Here is a 19671-nt window from a genome sequence, read left to right on the forward strand (position 1 = left end):
GAAAAAGTGGCAAATGCCAGGCGCCGCATAGTTGGCGCTGGCATCAATCAGGCTAGTCCTTTGCGCGAGCAGCGGTTTGCGCGCGCACAAGCCCATGAAAAAGGGCGCCGCAGCGCCCTTGATCAGAAAGTTTCCTGATTTTTACTGCATCAATTCCTTGATGACTTTGACAGGCGCGCTGCCATAGCTGAGGAATTGCTCATGGAAATCCTTCAGCACGAACTTGCTGCCCAGGGCTTGCTTGCGTTCTTCACGCAAGTCCATGATTTCGCTGAAGCCGCTGAAATAGCTGGTCAGTTGTACTGAACTCAGCTGTACGCGGCGCCATTTTTCCTTGGCTTCGCGCGGGGTCTGGAAAGCCTGGCGCGTCAGCAAGTCGAGCGCCTGTTCTTCCGTCATGCCCAGCACGTGCACGCTGTAGTCGAGGATGGTGTTGGTGACGCTGCGCAAGTTCCACTTCGAGTACATCAGCCACATTTCCGGGGCATTGTCGCCATAACCGGATTCGAGCATCATGCGCTCGCCATACACGGCCCAGCCCTCGACCATGGCGCCATTGCCGAAGATGGACTTGATCAGCGATGGCGACTTGTTGGCGTAGATCAGCTGCGTGTAGTGGCCTGGAATGGCTTCGTGGATATTCAGGATCTGCAAGATCCAGTGATTGTATTCACGCAAGCTGCTTTCCTGCTGTTCCGGCGTTTCGCCATCGAGCGGCGTCACGTTGTAATAGGTGCGGTCTTGCGGACGATACGGGCCGGGTGCTTCGATGCTGGCGCCAGCCACGCCGCGCTGATAAGCCGGCGTTTCACGCACCACCAGCGGCTTTTTCGGGTCCATGGTCAGCAGGTTGTGGCTGGTGACCCAGGCTTGCAGTTCGGGAATCTGGCGGCGGATTTCCGGTACGAAATCAGCCGGCGCCACGTGATTGCTCGACAGCTTGTCGATCACCATGCCGATCTTGGCCGTGCGGTCGGCTGGTTTCGGCGTATCGCCCATGGTCTTGCTCCACAGTTCGTCGGACAGGCTATCCATATGCGTCAGCAGCTTTTCGCGCTCGTCCAGCGCCTTCTGGTACATCTGCTCTGCCGTCACACCGGCCTGGATATCGTAGGCAAATTTCTGGTCATACAATTCCTTGCCGATACGGAAGGAACGCGCGCCGTTTTGCGCCAGCAAGGCGTCTTGCTCGCCCAGCCAGCTGGCGTAGCCTTGCACGGCTGTCTTGGCGGCCGTGATGCGCACGTTGTACAGCTGCTTCTCGGTCGGCGTCAGGATCGATGCCTGCGCCGTCTTGTTCAGGTCATCGAGCACGCTCAGCACGCCCGCGCTTTGCGCGATGGCCAGCTGCGTGTGTTCCCGCGTCGGGTGATTGATGTTGGCGCGCGCCGCCGCATAGTATTGCGGCACGCTGGCGATGCGCTTGAGCAAGGTGCGCAAGCGTTGCGGCTGGGATGCATATTCCGTGTTGAGAATAAAGTCGATCGTGCCGGCCACGTTGTATTCGGCCGGATTCCACTCGAAATCGCGGAAGGTGGTCAGATACCAGCGGTCCGATTGCAGCTTGTTGGTGACCAGGGCCAGGTCGGTGCGCTGCTTGGGCGACATCTTGCTGCCGTCGAGCTTGCCGAATTTGTCCGTCCATTCATCGATGAAGGCCAGGCGCGCCTGGCGGTTGGCGGCGTCGGGAATGGTGAGGTTGGCGGCGCCATCATATTTGCCGACGGAGATCGCCGCTTCCGGATCGAGGCGCCACAGGGCCGTCAGGAATTGGCCGCTGAGAGTATTCATGGCGCGGTCGCGGCTGTTTTCTGCCGCGACGGGCGCGGCGGCGGCAACGGCTTTTTTCTTGCTGGCGCTGGCGGCTGCCTTGCCGTGTTTTTGCGTTTTCTTGGCAGCGATGGCAGGCGCCATCGTGAAGGCCATCATCAATGCAGCGATTACAACTTTATTCTTCGTCATCATCTCAAATCTCTTGATTATTTGGTTATTTGTAAAAATCAGTGAATAAAAAACTGACAATATAAGTAACAAACAATTATTTTTAACGTGGGTTTGCTTGCCTGGACGGCCCAAAGATTAGCATCAATTACCAGGCCTGCGCAGATTTTTGCGGCTGGCAACTGCGCTAGTTGCCTACAAGGTGACGGCGTGGCTGCGTATCATCTCTTGCAGACGCGCATTCACGCTGGCCACGGCATCCTTGCCGCGCGCCATCCCGCTGGCGAAAATTTCCGTGTCTTGGGTATAGCGCTGGCCGATGCGTACCGTATAAGAGCGGAACAGCCAGCTCCAGAAATTGCTTTCATAGCTGGCTTCATCCATGTCGCGCCATTTCACGCCGTTCAATTTTTTCTTCCACGGCAAGATGCCCGAGGCTAGCCATACGCCCGCCTCGTCGTAATACAGCTGCACGCTGCGGATAGACAGCAGGCGGTAGCCGACGATCAGCGCCGAGCCGATCAGCACCACCAGCGCGGCCCGCGTGTTGTACTTGAAGGCCAGCGGCAGGGCGGCGAAAAACAGCAGCACGGCCAGCACGAACGTGGTGATATAGGCTGTCCAGGATTTACCGCAAAGAAAAGTGGCACGCTGGCCGGAAGTGGTGGCGATATAGTCGGTCATGGTGCTGGAAAGAAAAAAGGAAAATAATCATCGCATGGAACAGGGGGAGCGTGACGTTTTTTACCTCTTTAACCCTTCCTGCAGCATGCCCAGCATATCGCTGGCCGACATGCGCGCGGCCGCGTCGCTGCCTTCCAATAAACTGTCGGCCAGGTCGCGCTTGTGTTGATGTAGCTCAACGATGCCTTCCTCGATCGTGTGTTTCGCCACCAGGCGGTAAATCGTTACCGGGCGCAGCTGCCCCATGCGGTGGGCGCGGTCCGAGGCCTGGTCTTCCACGGCTGGATTCCACCACGGGTCCATATGGATCACGTAATCGGCCGCCGTCAGGTTGATGCCCATGCCGCCTGCTTTCAGGCTGATCAGGAAGACTTCGCCATCTCCCGCCTGGAAGGCATCCACGCGGCGCTTGCGCTCCTGCATCGGAGTGGCGCCATCGAGATACTGATAGCTGACGCCATGCTGTTCCAGATGCTGGCGGATCAGGCTCAGGTGATCGACGAACTGACTGAATACCAGCACCTTGTGGCGGTTTTCCAGCAAGCCCGACAGCAGTTCTGCGAAGGCGGCCAGCTTGCTGCTGGCCAGGCCCAGTTCCGGCGCCACCAAATGCGGGTTGCAGCAGGCGCGGCGCAGCTTCATGATCTCGGCCAGGATCTGGATGGCTTTTTTCGAGGCCGGACCTTCCACCATGGCCAGCTTTTCCAGCGCTTCGCGGCGCAGCGATTCATACAGCGCCATTTCCTGCGGCGACAACTCCACTTCCAGCACGATTTCCGTGCGTGACGGCAATTCCGACAGTACTTGCGTCTTGGTGCGGCGCAAGATGAATGGCGCGATCAAGCGCCGCAAGCGCAGGCGGGCGCCAGCCGCGGCGCGCTTGTCCTGGTCTTTTTCGATCGGTCCGGCAAAGCGCAGGTTGAACTGGTCCAGGGTGCCCAGCAGACCGGGGTTGATGAAGCGGAACAGGTTCCACAATTCGCCCAGGTGGTTTTCCAGCGGCGTGCCACTGGCTACCATGCGGAAATCGCCTTGCAGCGCCATCACGGCTTGCGAGCGCTTGGTGGCGCCATTCTTGATTGCCTGCGCTTCATCGAGCACGATGGTATGCCAGTGTACGCCAGCAAACATGGCTGCTTCCTGCTGCAGCAAGCCATAACTGGCGATCACCAGGTCAAACGCGCCCACATTGTCCAGCATGCCGGCGCGGTCGCCGCTGCCGAACAGTTTCACTTTCAAGGTAGGCGCAAAACGCTGCGCTTCGCTGATCCAGTTCATGCACACGGAGGTGGGCGCGACCACCAGCGTGGGGCCATTTGGCGCGCGCGCCAGGATCAGGGCCAGCGCCTGCAAGGTCTTGCCGAGGCCCATGTCGTCGGCCAGGCAGGCGCCCACGCCCCAGTGCGCCAGGCGCGCCAGCCATGCAAATCCGGCCAGCTGGTAATCGCGCAAGTCTGCCTGCAGGGTGCTGGGCAATTGCGGTTGATATGCGTCCAGTTCGCGCAGGCGCAGCAAGTGTTCGCGCCACAGCTTGTCGGCTTTCACGCCGCCCGCGTCATTGGCCAGCTCTTCCAGCGCAAACGCGGCCAGCGGATGCACGTGCACGCCATCGTCGTGCGTTTCGCCATACGCCGCCAGTTCCGATAAACGGCGGTGCAGTTCATCGCTGAGCGCCAGGAACTGGTTATCGCCCAGGGCCACGAAGCGGCTTTTATTGTTCTGCATCAAATCGAGCAGGGCGCGCAAATCCATCACCTTGTTTTCATCGATCTGCACTTCGCCGCTGGCGGCAAACCAGTCTTTCTCGCTCTTGATGTTCAGGCGCATCTGGCCGCTCTCGATGCGTTTCGAGACGCGGAACGATTCGCCTTCCGGCCAGGCCAGCACGATGCCGGCCGGATCCAGTTCCTGCAGTTCCACCAGCAGTTGCAGGCATAGCGATGGCTGGCCCAGCAGCCATTCGCCATGCTCTTCCTCTGCCTCTTCCAGCACCAGGCATTGTCCGATCAGCTGGCGCTGCGCTTCGCGCTCCGCATTGAGGTCGCGGCGCGCCTGCACGGCCCGCCCCGCCACGTCGGCAAACACGCTTTCGGCACCGCTGCCGGGCGCGTAATACGCGCCATTGTCGCGCAGCGGGCGTACCAGGATCTGCATCTTCAGTCCCTGGCTATACGGCAATAAATGCACGTGTAATCGAGAGTCTGCGGTGATCACTTCTGCGTCACTGGCGCCGCCGCCGATATCGGATTGCACGGTCACCATCGACGAGATGGCGCCGATCGCCTGCAATACTTGTTTTTCCGCATGCAGGGGCACGGACAAGCCGCTGCCGACGATGGCGGCGATGCGCCGGTGCTCGTCCAGGATGTGCACCACGCGCAGCCGCGTCGGCGTTTCCTTGGACACCACCACGCTGCTGCCATTGTCGGGCAGCGGCGGTTGCAGGCCCAGCCACAGCTGGCCGCCATGCGACTTGATCAAGAGTTCCGGTGCGCCGGCCAGCAATTCCACGCGTGTCTCGGGGGCATCGAGCCAGAACACCAGCGGATGGCCGACCAGCAGCACGGCCGCCTTGTCGGGCTCGATTTCATAGCGGGGCGCCGACGAATAATATTGTTTAAAAGGTGAAATGCTGGCGGCTGCGCGCATGTCTTGCGGCGACAGGAAATCGATTTCGTGTGTTTCTTCCGCCAGGCGCTTCAGTCCCATGGCGCGGCCCTTGCTCCAGCCGCCGCGGGCATCGCGTTTTTGCTCGCGCACTTCCACTTCCGTGATGCCGTGGCGCGCATCGAACGCCACCAGCCATACCAGGCGCGAGAGATTGCCCGGCGTTTCAAGCGGGGCGTTTTGCTGCAGATTGATCAGGGCGCTCAGCTGGCGCTGCCACGCTTCCTGGCGCTCGAACCACGGCGCCATGTCCGTCAAGCCGTGCTGGGCCCGCTTGGCGGTGGCATAACGTTCCTGGGCCGGTTCGCCCATCAGGCCCAGCAGGCCGGCCGCTTGCGCTGCGATCAGGTCATAGCCGGCCGCATCGGCTTGCTGCACCAGCGCATGCAATTGCGGCTTGCGTTCGTTCAATTGCGGCAAGGCCAGCCAGTAGTACAGCAAAGCCTGGAACAATTGCGCCTGCACCCCTGTTTCCCAGTTGCGCGTGGGAATGATGTCCGCCTGCATGGTGCCGGCGCGTACCTGGCGCAACATGCTCAGTTGCTGGTAGACCACGCTGTCATGGTTGGGCTGCGCGTGCAGGGCGATATCGAGATAGCTTTCCGCTGCTTTCAAGGCTTTGGCGTCATTGCTGCGCAGCAAGGCCAGCACATACAGGTGGCCGCCGATGCCCGTAAAGCACAGCTTGCGTTTGCCGCTTTCCTTGCGTAGTCCCTTCAAGGCTGTTTCAAAGCCCGCCACGGCGTGAACATGTTCGCCGCGCAAGACGGCAATGCTGCTATCGATAAACAGCGCCTGCGGCCCTTGCTGGCCTGCCAGGTATTGTGCGGCGCTGTCGAGCTCACCGCACAGCATGGCGTCTTCGGCCAGGGCCAGCGGCAGGGCGGCGGCGATATGGTCGCCGGCATCCGACTGGCCTTTGAAATGCGCGCGCGCATAGCTGCGGATGGCTTGCGCCGTGGCCGGTTCGCGCGGCGCGTTGGCCAGTAGCACGGCCAGGATTTCATCCTGCAGCTGGGGCACGACGAAGGACAGCATGTCCGGCTCGAATGGGCGGCCGAAAATCTCGATCAGCGGATGCAGTTGCTGCGCTTCATAACAGGCCATGCAGGCGGCCAGGATGGCGGCCACCTGGCGCCTCTCGTCATTGCGCAGCAGGGCGATGCGCAAACGCGCCACGCCTTGCCGGTAACTGCGCAATTCCACATAGCCATCCCAGTTGCGGCGCACGGGATTGATCAGCTCGATTGCCTGGCACAGGTCGCGAAACACCAGGTGCTCGATGGCGGCATGCATGGCGGGCCAGCGCAGCCTGGCGGCGCAGGCAAAACCGCGCCCGACGATCTCTTCCGCATAGGCCAGGCGGGCCAGGCGCTGCAGCATGCCGGTCACGACCGCCAGGGTAAATGGCGTGCCGTCTGGCTCGACGACATTGGCGCGCTGCAAGTGTTCGTACACGGCATGCTTGCCGACCGGCTCGCCAGCGATGGCCAGCAAGGCCAAAATCATTTTGTCGTGCTGTTCCAGCGCGTTAAATTCGGTGAGCAAATGCTGGTCGGTCATGCGGCTTCCGCGTTGGTGTGACGGTGAAAAAAATCAGGCAGGCAGATTATCGATGTGCACGGGCGCCTCGCCAGCGGGCGTCGCCAGTTTCAGCACGCGCTGGTAAAAATACAGCTCCGCATCCAGGGTGCGCACGATGTTTTCTGCCTTGCGGAAACCATGGCCTTCGCCGGGCAATGGCACATAGGCCACCGGCACGCCGCGCGCTTTCAATGCATCGACCATCAGCTCGGATTGCTGCGGCGGCACCACTTTATCGTCGAGGCCCTGCAGGAAAATCATGGGGCGCGACAATTTGTCCGTATGGTGGATCGGCGACCGCTCGCGGTAAAGCACTTCAGCCTGCGGCTGGGAGGCGATCAGGTAATCGGTATAGCGCGCCTCGAACTTGTGCGAATCGAGGTCCAGCCCCTTCAGGTCGGACACGCCGTAATAGCTGGCGCCCACCTTGAACACGTCGTGGAAGGTCAGCGCGCACAGGGTGGTAAAACCGCCCGCGCTGCCGCCGCGGATGATCAGGCGTTCAGGATCGGCCAGGCCCTGCGCGACCAGGTAGCGCGCGCCGGCGATGCAGTCTTCCACGTCGACGATGCCCCATTGCCCCTTGAGCGCATCGCGGTACTCGCGGCCGTAACCGCTGCTGCCGCCGTAATTCACGTCCAGCACGCCGATGCCGCGGCTGGTCCAGTATTGCGTCGCCAGTTTCAAGGTATTGCTGGCCATGCTGGTCGGGCCGCCATGGCTGATGACGATGACAGGAGGTAAGGAACCTTCCGGCGCCTGCACGTCCACATTGTGCGGCGGGTAAAAGAAGGCGTGCGCCGTGCGGCCGTGATTGCTGGGGAAACTCAGGCTGTTCGGCACGGACAGGTAGTCGAGCGCAGGCAACTCGGTAATCGACTGGGCCAGCACTTCCAGTTCATTGTTCGACAGGTCGATGCGGGCCAGTTCCAGCGCGATGGTAGGGCTGCCGCCCAGCAAGACCACGCAGCCCGGCCCCACCCGCAGTTCGCGGATTTCCTGGTACGGATGGGCAATGCTTTCCAGCTTGGCGGCGCCCACCGTCAACAGGCCCAGGTGGCTGACGCCTTGCTGGATATAGGTGCAGACGATGTCATCGGACGACAAAAAGCCGTACATGGAACCGCCGAAGGTCCAGTGCGGCGTGGCGAATTCCGCTTCCATCGGGCACAGCGCCTCGATATCGGCGCCGTGCAGGCGGTACAAATTCCACCAGCCGCTGCTGTCGGAAACAAAGTGCAGCAAGCCATTCGGCGACCATTCCGGCTGGCAGATCGATTCACGCTCGCCGCCGGCGATCAGGCGCGGCGAGCCCAGGGTGCCATCGGCGTGCACGTCGGCCAGCCACAGTTCCGTGCCCTGCCACGGCAGGCGTGGATGGTCCCAGCTGATCCAGGCCAGCTGGCTGCCATCGGGCGACAAGCGGGGCGCCGCATAAAAATCGTGGCCGCGCGCCAGCACCGTTTCGCTGCCATCAAAATTGACGGCGGCCAGGCTGTTTTCGGGATGGGCGTGGCCCTCGGCCGGGTGCTGTTCGCGCACGGCGATCAGGCGGTTGCGGGCATGGTCGACGATGAAGTCGGCATGCCGCGTGGTCCCGCCGGCGCTGAACGCCTCGGGCGCGCTGCTGCCTGCCTGGCGATACAGGCGGTTGTCGGCGAAATGCGAAAAATACACGGTGTCGCCATCAACCACGTAGGCGCCGCCGCCGTATTCATGCACGCGCGTGCGCACATTGAAGGGGAGCGGCGTCAATTCATCGACCCGCGCACCGCGCTGGCGCAGCAGGGTATTGCGGCCCGCTTCGCTGGCGCGGCCAGCGAGCCAATACACATCGCTGCCATCCGCGCCGCCCAGGGCCAGTTGCGTCAGTGGCGAGGCGCCGGCCGCCACCAGCGCGGCGCTGATCGGCGAAGGCCAGGCGCCATAAGGGGCGGTCATACGGGATGGGATCGATGTCATGCAGGCTCCGTGTGGTAGTGGGCGGGAATGCCGCCCGGCGGCGTGGTGCAGCGTGGCGGCGTTCATCATCATAAAGGAAGGGACGGGACAGTGAAAGCTATTGTCCATGCGGCAAATGCTGCAAACGAGCACTGGAATCAATGATTGAGCAACGATTGGATGCGATAATACGGCTTCTTCAAGCTCGATTGCCTGCTATGCCACAATTTGCTCCGCTCCAGAACGATACTTTCTTGCGCGCCCTGTTGCGCCAGCCGACCGAGCACACGCCCGTGTGGCTGATGCGCCAGGCAGGCCGCTACCTGCCCGAGTACCGCGCCACGCGCGAGCGGGCTGGTTCCTTCCTGGGCCTGGCGAAGAATCCCGATTACGCGACCGAAGTCACCTTGCAGCCACTGGAGCGCTTCCCGCTGGACGCCGCCATCCTGTTTTCCGACATCCTGACGGTGCCCGACGCGATGGGCCTGGGCCTGTATTTCGCCGATGGCGAAGGCCCCAAGTTCGAGCGTCCGCTGCGTACCGAGCAAGATGTCAAAGCCTTGCAAGTGCCCGACCTGTCCTCGCTCGATTACGTTTTCAATGCCGTCACGCAAATCCGCTCGGCATTGAACGGCCGCGTGCCGCTGATCGGCTTTTCCGGCAGCCCATGGACCCTGGCCTGCTATATGGTGGAAGGGGGCGGCTCGAAAGAGTTTCATACCATCAAGAAGATGCTGTACAACCGCCCGGACCTGATGCACCACATCCTGGCGATCAACGCCACTGCGGTAGCGCAATACCTGAATGCGCAGATTGATGCCGGCGCGCAAGCCGTGATGATTTTCGATTCCTGGGGCGGTGCGCTGGCCGATGGCGCCTACCAGGCATTCTCGCTGGCCTATATGCAGCAAGTGGTGGCGCAGTTGAAGCGCGACAAGGATGGCGTGAAGATTCCCGCCATCGTGTTTACCAAGGGCGGCGGCCAGTGGATCGAGCAGATCGCCGACATCGGCGCCGACGCCGTGGGCCTGGACTGGACCGTCAACCTGACGCGCGCGCGCCAGCTGGTGGGCCATAAAGTCGGCTTGCAGGGCAACCTCGACCCGGCTATTTTGTTCGCCAGCCCGGAGCAGATCCGCGCGGAAGTGGCCAAGGTTCTCAACGCCTTTGGTGCGCCGGCCGAAGGCAATGGACACGTGTTCAACCTGGGCCACGGTATTTCCCAGTTCACGCCGCCGGAATCGGTGGCCGCCATGGTCGAAGCCGTGCATGGCATGAGCCGCGCCATGCGCAGCGGGCAGGCAGTGGCTTAATAAGCAAGCCATCGAGCACGGGCGCCGCTGGCGCCTGGCGATGCCAAAGCAGGTTTTCCTTCGGGAAGCCTGCTTTTTTATTTGGCGCTGCAGCATGCAGGGGCGACTTATGCACAATTTTTTTTGCTGCGGAAATAACAGGCAGTGGAAAAGGCTAGCCCGGGAGGATATTGCAAGTAATTGATTTATAAGGAGTAATTTTTTACTCATTGGCCATGCCTGGCTTTGCCTGCCAAGGTTGTTCCCCGGGCCAGATGCCTTGTTCCTTCCTTGTCCACAAAGTTATCAACAGATTCTGTGGATAAAAAAGAAAAGTATTTTGTTAACCGGCACTTAGCGTCATTGTTCAGGTTTTACTTGAGGTTCATGTTGCATTGCATAATATTTTTGCCAAGATTTTGCTTTGCATAGTTGCAATCGATTGCTGTCATTGTCGAGTAAAAATTTTGAGAATAGTTCAGTTATGCACAGAAGCGGCAAGATGCCAGCTATTTTGGCTCTCCGGGGAAGGAATTTTCAAGTGACTGATTTTAAAGGATTAATTTTTATTTCGTGCCCCCCTTGACGTGGATACGAATTTTATATCCACAATATTCTGGAAGTTAATTTTGCTTTGTCCACAAAGTTATCCACAGAATTATCTTCAGGCAGTTGACGGCATAATTCTTCCCTGGCGCAACTGTCAGGACGCGTCCTTAGGTATTCGGCGGATAGACCAAGTATCATGGTCGGCTGGCCCGTGGGCCGTGGCATCGCCGTGCGCGATTTTTACTCAGATAGGCAAGATTCATGACGCAGGGCATACGTACGCAGTACATCCTCCAAATTGCGCTCGATACACCCCTGAACGCGGTGTTCGACTATCGTTGGCGTAGCGACGGCGATGCACCGCTACCGCAGGTGGGCCAGCTGGCGCTGCTGCCGTTTGGCCGGCGCGAAGTGGTGGGACTGATCGTCGGCATTGCCGATAGCACGGATGTGCCTGATGCCAAGCTGAAGGATGTGCTGGCAGTGCGGACGCAACTGGCGCCCCTGTCGCCTGAGTGGCTGGCGCTGGCCGCTTTTGCCGCCGATTATTACCAGCGCCCGCTGGGCGAGGTTGCCTTGCCGGGTTTGCCAAAAAACCTGCGCGTATTGACCACTGTGGCGCTGGACCGCGCCATCAAGAAGCTGGCCAAGCTGCCCGACGCCCATGACGGCACGCCGCTGAACATGCCGCCGCTGAATCCGGCCCAGCAAGAGGCTGCCGACGCCATCGGCGGCGCGCAGGGGTTCAAGCCGACCTTGCTGTACGGCGTGACGGGCAGCGGCAAGACGGAAGTCTATCTGCAGGCGTGCGCGCAAGTGCTGGCACGCGAAGACGCTGCGCAAATCCTGATCCTGGTGCCGGAAATTAACCTCACGCCCCAGCTGGAAGGCAATATCCGCGCGCGTTTCCCCGGCGTCATGCTGGCCACTTTGCACAGCAGCCTGTCGGAAGGCGAGCGCATGCTGCACTGGCTTGCCGCCCATCAGGGCCAGGCCCGCATCGTGCTTGGCACGCGGCTGGCCGTACTGGCGTCCTTGCCGAAATTAAAATTGATCGTGATCGACGAAGAACACGATCCTTCCTACAAGCAGCAGGAAGGCTTGCGTTATTCGGCGCGCGACCTGGCCGTCTGGCGCGCCTGGCAATTGCAGATTCCCATCGTGCTCGGTTCGGCCACGCCGTCGCTGGAAAGCTGGCACCACGCCCAGACAGGGCGCTACCGCAAGCTGGAATTGCGCGAGCGGGCTGTCAAAAATGCCGTCTTGCCGCGCGTAAAATTGCTCGATATGGAGCGCGACAAGCCGAAAGACGGCCTCACGTCGCATCTGGTGGCCGCCTTGAAGTTGCGCATGGAGCGCGGCGAGCAATCGCTGCTGTTTTTGAACCGGCGCGGCTACTCTCCCGTGATCTGCTGCGAATCGTGCGGCTGGATCAGTAACTGCACGCGCTGTACCTCGTTCATGGTGCTGCACAAGCCCGAACACCGCTTGCGTTGCCACCATTGCAGCCTGGAATTGCGGATTCCCCGCCATTGTCCCACTTGCGGCAACGTCGATCTGCAGCCATTGGGACGCGGCACGCAGCGGGTGGAAGAGGGGCTGCAGCAACTGTTTCCAGAGGCGCGCATCCTGCGCATCGACGCCGATTCCACGCGCAAGAAGGGCAGCGCGCAAGAGGCCTTCGACACCGTGCACCGGGGCGAAGTCGATATCCTGATCGGCACGCAAATGGTGGCCAAGGGCCACGATTTCAAAAAGCTGACGTTGGTGGGGATTCTGAACCCCGACACGGCCCTGTTTTCACAGGATTACCGGGCCAGCGAGCGTTTGTTTGCGCAACTGATGCAGGTGGCGGGCCGCGCCGGCCGCGCCGCGCAGACGGAAGGCGGCAGCATTTCTGAAGTGCTGATCCAGACGCGGTACGCGCGCCATCCGCTGTACGACGCCGTGGTCAACCACGATTACGACCATTTCGCCACCAGCCTGCTGGAAGAGCGGGCCCAGGCGGCGCTGCCGCCGTATCTGTTCCAGGCCCTGCTGCGCGCCGAGGCGCCGGAACTGGCCACCGCCATCGAGTTCTTGCAGGCGGCCAAGGATTGCATGCTCCATCCGCAGATCACCATCAATGATCCGATTCCGATGAGCATGACGCGTGTCTACAACGTGGACCGTGCCCAGCTGCTGCTGGAATCCAGTTCCCGGCCGGCCTTGCAAGCGTTCCTGAAGGAGTGGCTGACGGTGCTGCGGGCCATGAAGACGCGCGTGAAATGGTCGCTGGAAGTGGACCCGCTCGATATTTGATCAGCCCAGATAATCGCGGCCAGCCTTGACGATCTGTTCCGACAGCAGCTTGGTAAATGGGGTATCGAGTGCCCAGGCATGCCAGCTCAAGGGCAGGTCCAGGGTACGGCCCGGCAGCAAGTCCACCAGCCTGTCCGTCGCCAGCGCCTGCGCGGCCAGGCGCTGCGGCATCAGCCCATACGCCAGGTGATTCTGGATGCAGGCCCGGCGCGCTGTTTCCACCGGCAAAGTGTGATGCGGGAAGGGGTCGCGCATGTCCAGTTGTTCGCCGAGGAAACGCGCCAGCAAGCCGTGCTGGCCGACGACGGCGGGCGCCAGCAATACCGCTTCGCGCGAAAAGCCATCACCAAACCAGTGCCCGGCAAACACGGGTGTGGCCACGCAGACATAGCGTTGCACACCCAGCGATGTCACGCTGGTGGCGGCCGCTGCATCGGCGGCGGTGCTGCTTGCCGCCACGCAGCCGAACACCGTGCCGTCGCGCACCATTTGCAGGGCGGCATCGCTATCGGCCAGGCGCACGTCGAGCTGGCAGCGGGGCGGCGCCAGCAGTGCGGGCAAGGTGTCGGGGAACCAGGTGGCCAGGCTGTCGGCATCGATGGCGATGGCAATTTCCGGCATGCTGACGCTGTGGCCCAGGTCGATATCGAGCGACGCTTCCATCAATTTGACGTTGCGGTGATGCACGATCAGGCGCTGGCCCAGCCCCGTCGGCACGGCTGGCTGGCCACGGATAATCAGCAAGCGTCCGCTGGCGTCTTCCAGCGCCTTGATGCGCTGCGACACGGCGGACTGGGTGATGCCCAAGGCCAGGGCCGCCTTGTCGAAACTGCCGTGGCTGGCAACGGCGTCCAGCACGGCCAGCGCGCGATAATCGAGTGATCCCATTAGCGGTGCTTATAAATTTTGAAAATGATTAGCAATACTAATGCATGTGTTGCCGCAAAGTAAAACCTTATTTTCAGCAAAAGAGTAGTATCGATGCTCGCAAGCACACCAACACAGCGGGATGGACAGAGACATGAAGACGATACAAGTGGATGTGGCCGTGATCGGCGGTGGCACGGCAGGCATGACGGCCCACCGGGCGGCGCGCCTCGATGGCAAGCGCGTGGTGATGATCGAAAGCGGTCCCTACGGCACGACTTGCGCGCGCGTGGGCTGCATGCCCAGCAAATTGCTGATCGCCGCCGCCGAAGCGGCCCATGCGGTGGCCGCGGCGCCCGGTTTTGGCGTCCATCCTGGCCCTGTGCGCATCGATGGCAAGCAGGTGATGGCCCGCGTGCGTAGCGAGCGCGACCGCTTTGTCGGCTTCGTGCTCGAAGGCGTCGAGGCGATTCCCGCCGCCGAGAAATTGCAGGGCCATGCGCGCTTCCTGGCGCCGAACAGATTGCAGGTGGATGAGCACACCATCGTCGAAGCGGCCAGCGTGGTGGTCGCCACCGGTTCCACGCCCATCGTGCCGCCCGAATGGCAGGTCGCGGGCGAGCGCGTGATCCATAGCGACGCCGTGTTCGACTGGACTGATTTGCCGGAGTCGGTGGCGGTGGTGGGCAGCGGCGTGATCGGGCTGGAACTGGGCCAGGCGCTGGCCCGCCTGGGCGTGCGCGTGACGGTGTTTGCACGCGGCAACAAGCTGGCGCAATTGAGCGATCCGCTGGTGTTGCAGGAAGCGGCCACGGTGCTGGCAAAAGAACTCGATATCCGCTTCCAGACCAGCGTGGCCAGGGTAGACCAGGCGCCCGGCGGCGCCGGTGTCCTGGTCACCAGCCGCGACGGCGGGGGCCAGGAAAAGACCGAGTCGTTCGCGTATTTGCTGGCCGCCATCGGGCGCAGTCCGAATCTGCACGCGATTGGCCTGGACAAGGCGCAGCTTGAACTCGACCGTCATGGCATCCCCGTGTACGACAAGCACACCATGCAATGCGGCACGAGTGCGATTTTTATTGCTGGCGACGCCGACAACGACTTGCCGCTGTTGCCGGAAGCAGCCGATGAGGGACGCATCGCGGGCGACAATGCAGCGCGTTATCCGCAAGTGACGCCAGGCTTGCGGCGCACGCCGCTGGCGATCGCTTTCAGCGAGCCGCAGATCGCCACCGTGGGCGCCACCTACCAGCAATTGTCCATCAGCCACTCGGGTCACTTCGCCATCGGTAGCGTGTCGTTCAGCAACCAGGGCCGCAGCCGTGTGATGCTGCAAAACCAGGGGCTGCTGCGCGTCTACGCAGAATTTGGCAGCAAGCGTTTCCTGGGCGCCGAGATGATCGGCCCGCGCGCAGAACACCTGGGGCATTTGCTGGCCTGGGCTTGCCAGGCGGAACTGACGGTACCGGCCATGCTCGAGATGCCGTTTTACCATCCCGTCATCGAGGAGGGCGTGCGTACGGCGCTGCGGGCGCTGGTCGTGCACCTCGATACGGAACCTGAACACGTGGCCGACTGTGCCGATTGCACGCCAGGACCGTGATGATCGGTTGTCGTTTAAGTTTCCAGTGTCGTTGTATTAATGGTAATTTATTTATGTAAATGGTAAGTGCACAGTTGTTTTTGTTGTCAAAAATACTTACTATTATTTACAGAAATACGTCAACCATGGATAGCTCGTGTCTGCGCGCTTGCGCCAGTTTCCCGTTTTTCAGACATAGGCTATGACTACAATCTCATTGGAGCTTAGCGATGAAAAAACTGATCTGCCTGATAGCGCTGTTTACTGCCGTCTTGTCGTCCAATGCCTACGCTGGTTACGGCACGATATATATTCTGAGGGATCATAGCAATCTGGGCGCCCTGGCCAGTCCGGGCCAGATCAGCGACAGTTTTGAGAGCGCTATCAATGGGGGCGTGTCCCTCAAATTCCAGATTCAGGGCTATGGCAGTCTTGACGGCGAGAATGACTATCGCGATGTGTTTAACTTGTCTCTCAACGGCAATACCGTATTGAGCGCGACCTGGGATCTGGGCGGCGGTGGCGCCAACGTGATTTATTCCAATCCCTACAACGCCGTGGCCAAGGCCGTATCGAACGGCAGTTTTGCCGGTGGCAAGGTGGACGTCTTCATCCCTGTGCTCTGGCTGGTTACCGGACTGAACACGCTCACGTTCTCCTACTCGGGCCAGGCCGAGGGCCTCGGCAACGAGGGATGGGGTATTAACCAGGTGTATGTAGCGAGCATACCGGAACCCGAAACCTATGCCCTGTTGCTGGCCGGCCTGGGCTTGCTGGGATTCGTGACGCGCCGCAAGCCAGGCAAGCTGGCCGCCTGATGCATATCTGTTGATGCAATCCATATCCAGGCGGCCCCCTGGCCGCCGGTGGACTCCCCCTCACCTGGAGCTGAGCGATGAAAAAACTGATTTTCCTGATCACCCTGCTGGTCGCCGCCTTGTCGTCCAACGCCCATGCCGCCAACCGCTGGTTTTCTTTTGGCGCCAATCACAGCAACCTGGGCGCCTTGGCCAGCCCGGGCCAGATCACCGATACGTTCACCCTCTCGGGGCCGCCTGTCCCCGTGCTGGTGGATTTTGAACTCCGCGGTTATGGCAGCCTCGATGGCGACAATGCCTATCGCGATGTCTTTAATCTGGCGCTCAATGGCCGCACCGTGCTGACAGCGACCTGGGACCTGGGCGGTGGCGGCGCCAACGTTGTTTACTACAACCCCGAGGATGCCTTGATCCACCCCGTATCGCATGGATCATTTGCCGGTGGCAGCGTGTACGTGTCGATCCCCATGCTCTGGTTGCAATCCGGACTCAACACCCTCACATTTTCCTACTCGGGCGACCCGCAAGGCCTGGCTGACGAGGGCTGGGGCATCAACTACGTTTCAGTCACCCAGGTACCCGAACCGGCAACCTATGCCCTGCTGCTGGCCGGCCTGGGCTTGCTGGGACTCATGACGCGCCGCAAAGCAGGCCGGCTGGCGGCCTGATGCGGGTGCGGTTGCCTGCATTAATTGAGTAAATCCGTATCCAGGCGGCCCTCGGCCGCCAGTTCGCGCAAGATGCGTACCGTGTCGATATCGGACTCCTGATACGCGGAGCGGCGGAATTCATCGTACATGGCATTGGCCGCATCGGTGGCGGCGTCGTGACCATCGTCGTACTGGAAACGCACCCACAGGCTACCCTCATCGGGCATCTCGATCGTCATGACGAGCGACGAAGCGCTGATGTCTTTCTGCGCCGCCACTTCATAGCGCACCTGCATCTGCGGCACCAGGATCACCTTGTCTTCGATCACCAGTTCGCCGTAGCGCAGGCGGCGCGAAAAACCGCTGCCGCCACGCTCGCTGATCTGGCATTCATCCAGGTGCGGCACGAACAGCATCGGCGATTCGGCGCGCAGCACCAGCCCGCGCCATACTTGCTCCAGGCTCAGGGTGTCGATCAGCGGATTAAGTGGATCGTTGATTTCTATCAGGTGTTCAAATTTCATAGGACTGCCATTTGGTAAGTTGGAACGCACGGGCGATATAGGCGGAATGGTACTCCAGGCCAGGCCTTGCCGCACAGATGCAATCGTTGAAGATGATGACGATGCGGCATTTATCAATACCATTGCCGGCTTTTTGGGCACAGCCCGGACTGCAAATAGCGTGCACGACACTGTTACAATGGGCTGCTGTTCCCTCCGGAAATACCCTGATGTCCAAAGCGCCACAATTCGGTCTTAACGTTCCCCAAAGCGAAGCGGTTACCTATCTCGACGGCCCCTGCCTGGTGCTGGCGGGCGCCGGCTCGGGCAAGACGCGGGTGATCACGCAAAAGATCGCCCACCTGATTGAAGACCGGGGTTATGACCCGCGCACCATCGCGGCCCTGACGTTCACCAACAAGGCGGCGCTGGAAATGCAGGAGCGCATCGCCAAGCTGCTGAAACAGCCGCGGCAGGCCAAGCAATTGACGGTATCGACCTTCCACTCGCTGGGCGTGAAGATCCTGCGCCAGGAAGCCAATGGCGTGGGCTTGAAAGACCGCTTTTCCATCATGGACAGCGACGATTGTTTTTCGCTGGTGCAAGACCTGGCCATTACCACTGATAAACAGATCATCCGCCAGATCCAGACCGCCATGTCGCTGTGGAAAAATGGCCTGATCGACCCGGACACGGCGCTGGCGCAAGCCAAGGATGAGGACGAGGCCAATGCGGCGCGCATCTACCGCAGCTACGTGGCCACCTTGTCCGCCTACCAGGCAGTCGATTTCGATGACTTGATCCGTTTGCCGGTGGAATTGTTCCGCAACAATGACGCCGTGCGCGACAAGTGGCAGCGCCGTTTGCGTTATCTGCTGGTCGATGAATACCAGGATACGAACACCTGCCAGTACGAACTGGTGAAACTGATGGTGACGGGCATCGGCAAGAAACCGATGTTTACGGCCGTGGGCGACGACGACCAGGCGATCTATGCCTGGCGCGGCGCCACCGTGGAAAACCTGAAAACGCTGGAGACGGATTTCCCCGATTTGCGCGTCATCAAACTGGAACAGAATTACCGCTCCACCATGCGCATCCTGAACGCAGCCAATGCCGTCATCGGCAATAACCCGAAGCTGTTTGAAAAGTCGCTGTGGTCCGAGCATGGCCTGGGCGAGCCGATCAAGGTGCTGGGCATGCAGACCGACGAGCAGGAGGCGGAACAGGTCGCCATCATGATTTCGGCCGATCATTTCGAGCGCAAGAATAAATTTTCCGATTACGCGATTTTGTACCGTGGCAACCACCAGGCGCGCATCATCGAACAGTGTTTGCGCAAGGAACGCATTCCCTACACGATTTCGGGCGGCCAGAGTTTCTTCGACAAGGCCGAGATCAAGGACATCATCAGTTACTTGCGGCTGCTGGCCAATGAAGACGACGATCCGGCGTTTATCCGCGCCGTGACCACGCCGCGCCGTGGCGTGGGCCAGTCGACCCTGGAAGTGCTGGGCGCGTTTTCAGGCCAATGGCAGTGTTCGCTGTTCCAGGCCGTGTTCAAGGGCGGCATCGAAGCCAAGCTGACGGACCGGCAACTGGGGCCGCTGCGCGATTTCTGCAACTTCATCAATGACCTGGAATCGCGCGCCAGCCGTCCGGGGCCAGCCGGCAGCGGCGACAACGCGGCCGAAGTACTGGACGACATGATGAAGGAAATCCATTACGAATCGTATCTGTACGACGCGTTTGAAGAGCGGCAGGCGCAAAGCAAGTGGCAAAACGTGCTGGAATTCGTCAACTGGCTGAAAGACCGTGGCCGTGGCGGCAAGGAGCGCGACGGCGAAGAAAAGAACGTGCTGGAACTGACGCAGATGGTGGCCCTGATGACCATGCTGGAGGGCAAGGATGAAGAGCAGGACGCCGTGCGCATGTCCACCCTGCACGCCTCGAAAGGACTGGAGTTTCCGCACGTATTTCTGGTCGGCGTGGAAGAGGGCATCTTGCCGCACAAGGGCGATGCCGATGCACCGGCTGAAACGCTGGGTGCGCGCATCCAGGAAGAGCGCCGCCTGATGTATGTGGGCATCACGCGTGCCCAGCGCACCTTGCATGTCAGCTGGTGCAAGAAGCGCAAACGGGCTGGCGAGCAAGTCCATTGCGACCCGTCGCGCTTCATCAAGGAAATGGAACTCGACGTGGGCGACGCCGTGCCCACGGAAGCGGAAGTGATTTCGCCGAAGGAACGCCTGGCGCGCATGAAAGCCTTGTTGAATACGCCCAAGGCATAAG

The 19671-nt window shown here is 60.8% G+C and carries 12 protein-coding genes; 6 read left to right on the plus strand and 6 right to left on the minus strand.

Translation table 11 applies throughout. The annotated features are described in order from the left end of the window. Nucleotides 1-141 precede the first annotated feature (141 nt). The 4 genes from ACL9RI_RS26210 to ACL9RI_RS26225 all read right to left on the minus strand — a co-directional run bounded on the left by ACL9RI_RS26210 (nucleotide 142) and on the right by ACL9RI_RS26225 (nucleotide 8838). The gene (locus ACL9RI_RS26210; protein ID WP_422729426.1) at nucleotides 142-1962 is read right to left on the minus strand and encodes a DUF885 domain-containing protein; all 1821 of its coding nucleotides are present in this window, start codon (nucleotides 1960-1962) and stop codon (nucleotides 142-144) included. A gap of 174 nt (nucleotides 1963-2136) precedes the next feature. After that, complete coding sequence (locus ACL9RI_RS26215) at nucleotides 2137-2625, minus strand: hypothetical protein (RefSeq protein WP_422729394.1); 489 nt, start codon at nucleotides 2623-2625, stop codon at nucleotides 2137-2139. A 60-nt stretch (nucleotides 2626-2685) separates the two neighbouring features. Beyond that, nucleotides 2686-6855 carry a DEAD/DEAH box helicase gene (locus ACL9RI_RS26220; RefSeq protein ID WP_422729395.1) on the minus strand — a complete coding sequence of 1390 codons (4170 nt, stop codon included), beginning with the start codon at nucleotides 6853-6855 and terminating at the stop codon, nucleotides 2686-2688. Nucleotides 6856-6888: 33 nt separating this feature from the next. Continuing rightward, nucleotides 6889-8838 carry a prolyl oligopeptidase family serine peptidase gene (locus ACL9RI_RS26225; RefSeq protein ID WP_422729396.1) on the minus strand — a complete coding sequence of 650 codons (1950 nt, stop codon included), beginning with the start codon at nucleotides 8836-8838 and terminating at the stop codon, nucleotides 6889-6891. 197 nt (nucleotides 8839-9035) lie between these two features. Here ACL9RI_RS26225 and hemE point away from each other — a divergent pair, with 197 nt between their 5' ends. Both hemE and ACL9RI_RS26235 read left to right on the plus strand, forming a co-directional pair. Then, the gene (gene hemE, locus ACL9RI_RS26230) at nucleotides 9036-10130 is read left to right on the plus strand and encodes a uroporphyrinogen decarboxylase (RefSeq protein ID WP_422729397.1); all 1095 of its coding nucleotides are present in this window, start codon (nucleotides 9036-9038) and stop codon (nucleotides 10128-10130) included. Between the two features lie 789 nt (nucleotides 10131-10919). After that, nucleotides 10920-12959, plus strand: coding sequence for a primosomal protein N' (locus tag ACL9RI_RS26235; RefSeq protein ID WP_422729398.1), 2040 nt, complete (start codon nucleotides 10920-10922; stop codon nucleotides 12957-12959). Here the strand turns inward: ACL9RI_RS26235 and ACL9RI_RS26240 are convergent, their stop codons facing one another. After that, nucleotides 12960-13847, minus strand: coding sequence for an ArgP/LysG family DNA-binding transcriptional regulator (locus ACL9RI_RS26240; RefSeq protein WP_422729399.1), 888 nt, complete (start codon nucleotides 13845-13847; stop codon nucleotides 12960-12962). It lies immediately after the preceding gene. A gap of 133 nt (nucleotides 13848-13980) precedes the next feature. On the opposite strand from ACL9RI_RS26240, the gene ACL9RI_RS26245 reads away from it, so the two are divergent. The 3 genes from ACL9RI_RS26245 to ACL9RI_RS26255 all read left to right on the plus strand — a co-directional run bounded on the left by ACL9RI_RS26245 (nucleotide 13981) and on the right by ACL9RI_RS26255 (nucleotide 16894). Continuing rightward, nucleotides 13981-15429 carry a dihydrolipoyl dehydrogenase gene (locus ACL9RI_RS26245; protein ID WP_422729400.1) on the plus strand — a complete coding sequence of 483 codons (1449 nt, stop codon included), beginning with the start codon at nucleotides 13981-13983 and terminating at the stop codon, nucleotides 15427-15429. Between the two features lie 209 nt (nucleotides 15430-15638). Then, entirely contained in the window at nucleotides 15639-16226 is a 588-nt protein-coding gene (locus tag ACL9RI_RS26250; protein WP_422729401.1) for an FxDxF family PEP-CTERM protein, read from the plus strand. Nucleotides 16227-16303: 77 nt separating this feature from the next. After that, nucleotides 16304-16894 carry a PEP-CTERM sorting domain-containing protein gene (locus ACL9RI_RS26255; protein ID WP_422729402.1) on the plus strand — a complete coding sequence of 197 codons (591 nt, stop codon included), beginning with the start codon at nucleotides 16304-16306 and terminating at the stop codon, nucleotides 16892-16894. 20 nt (nucleotides 16895-16914) lie between these two features. Here ACL9RI_RS26255 and ACL9RI_RS26260 read toward each other — a convergent pair whose 3' ends face one another. Then, the gene (locus ACL9RI_RS26260; RefSeq protein ID WP_422729403.1) at nucleotides 16915-17400 is read right to left on the minus strand and encodes an SRPBCC family protein; all 486 of its coding nucleotides are present in this window, start codon (nucleotides 17398-17400) and stop codon (nucleotides 16915-16917) included. A gap of 209 nt (nucleotides 17401-17609) precedes the next feature. Between ACL9RI_RS26260 and ACL9RI_RS26265 the strand changes: the two genes are divergently transcribed. Continuing rightward, entirely contained in the window at nucleotides 17610-19670 is a 2061-nt protein-coding gene (locus tag ACL9RI_RS26265; protein WP_422729404.1) for a UvrD-helicase domain-containing protein, read from the plus strand. The last annotated feature ends 1 nt before the right edge of the window (nucleotide 19671 follow it).

This window comes from Janthinobacterium sp. Mn2066 (assembly GCF_049319705.1).
Taxonomy (GTDB): Bacteria; Pseudomonadota; Gammaproteobacteria; order Burkholderiales; family Burkholderiaceae_D; genus Janthinobacterium.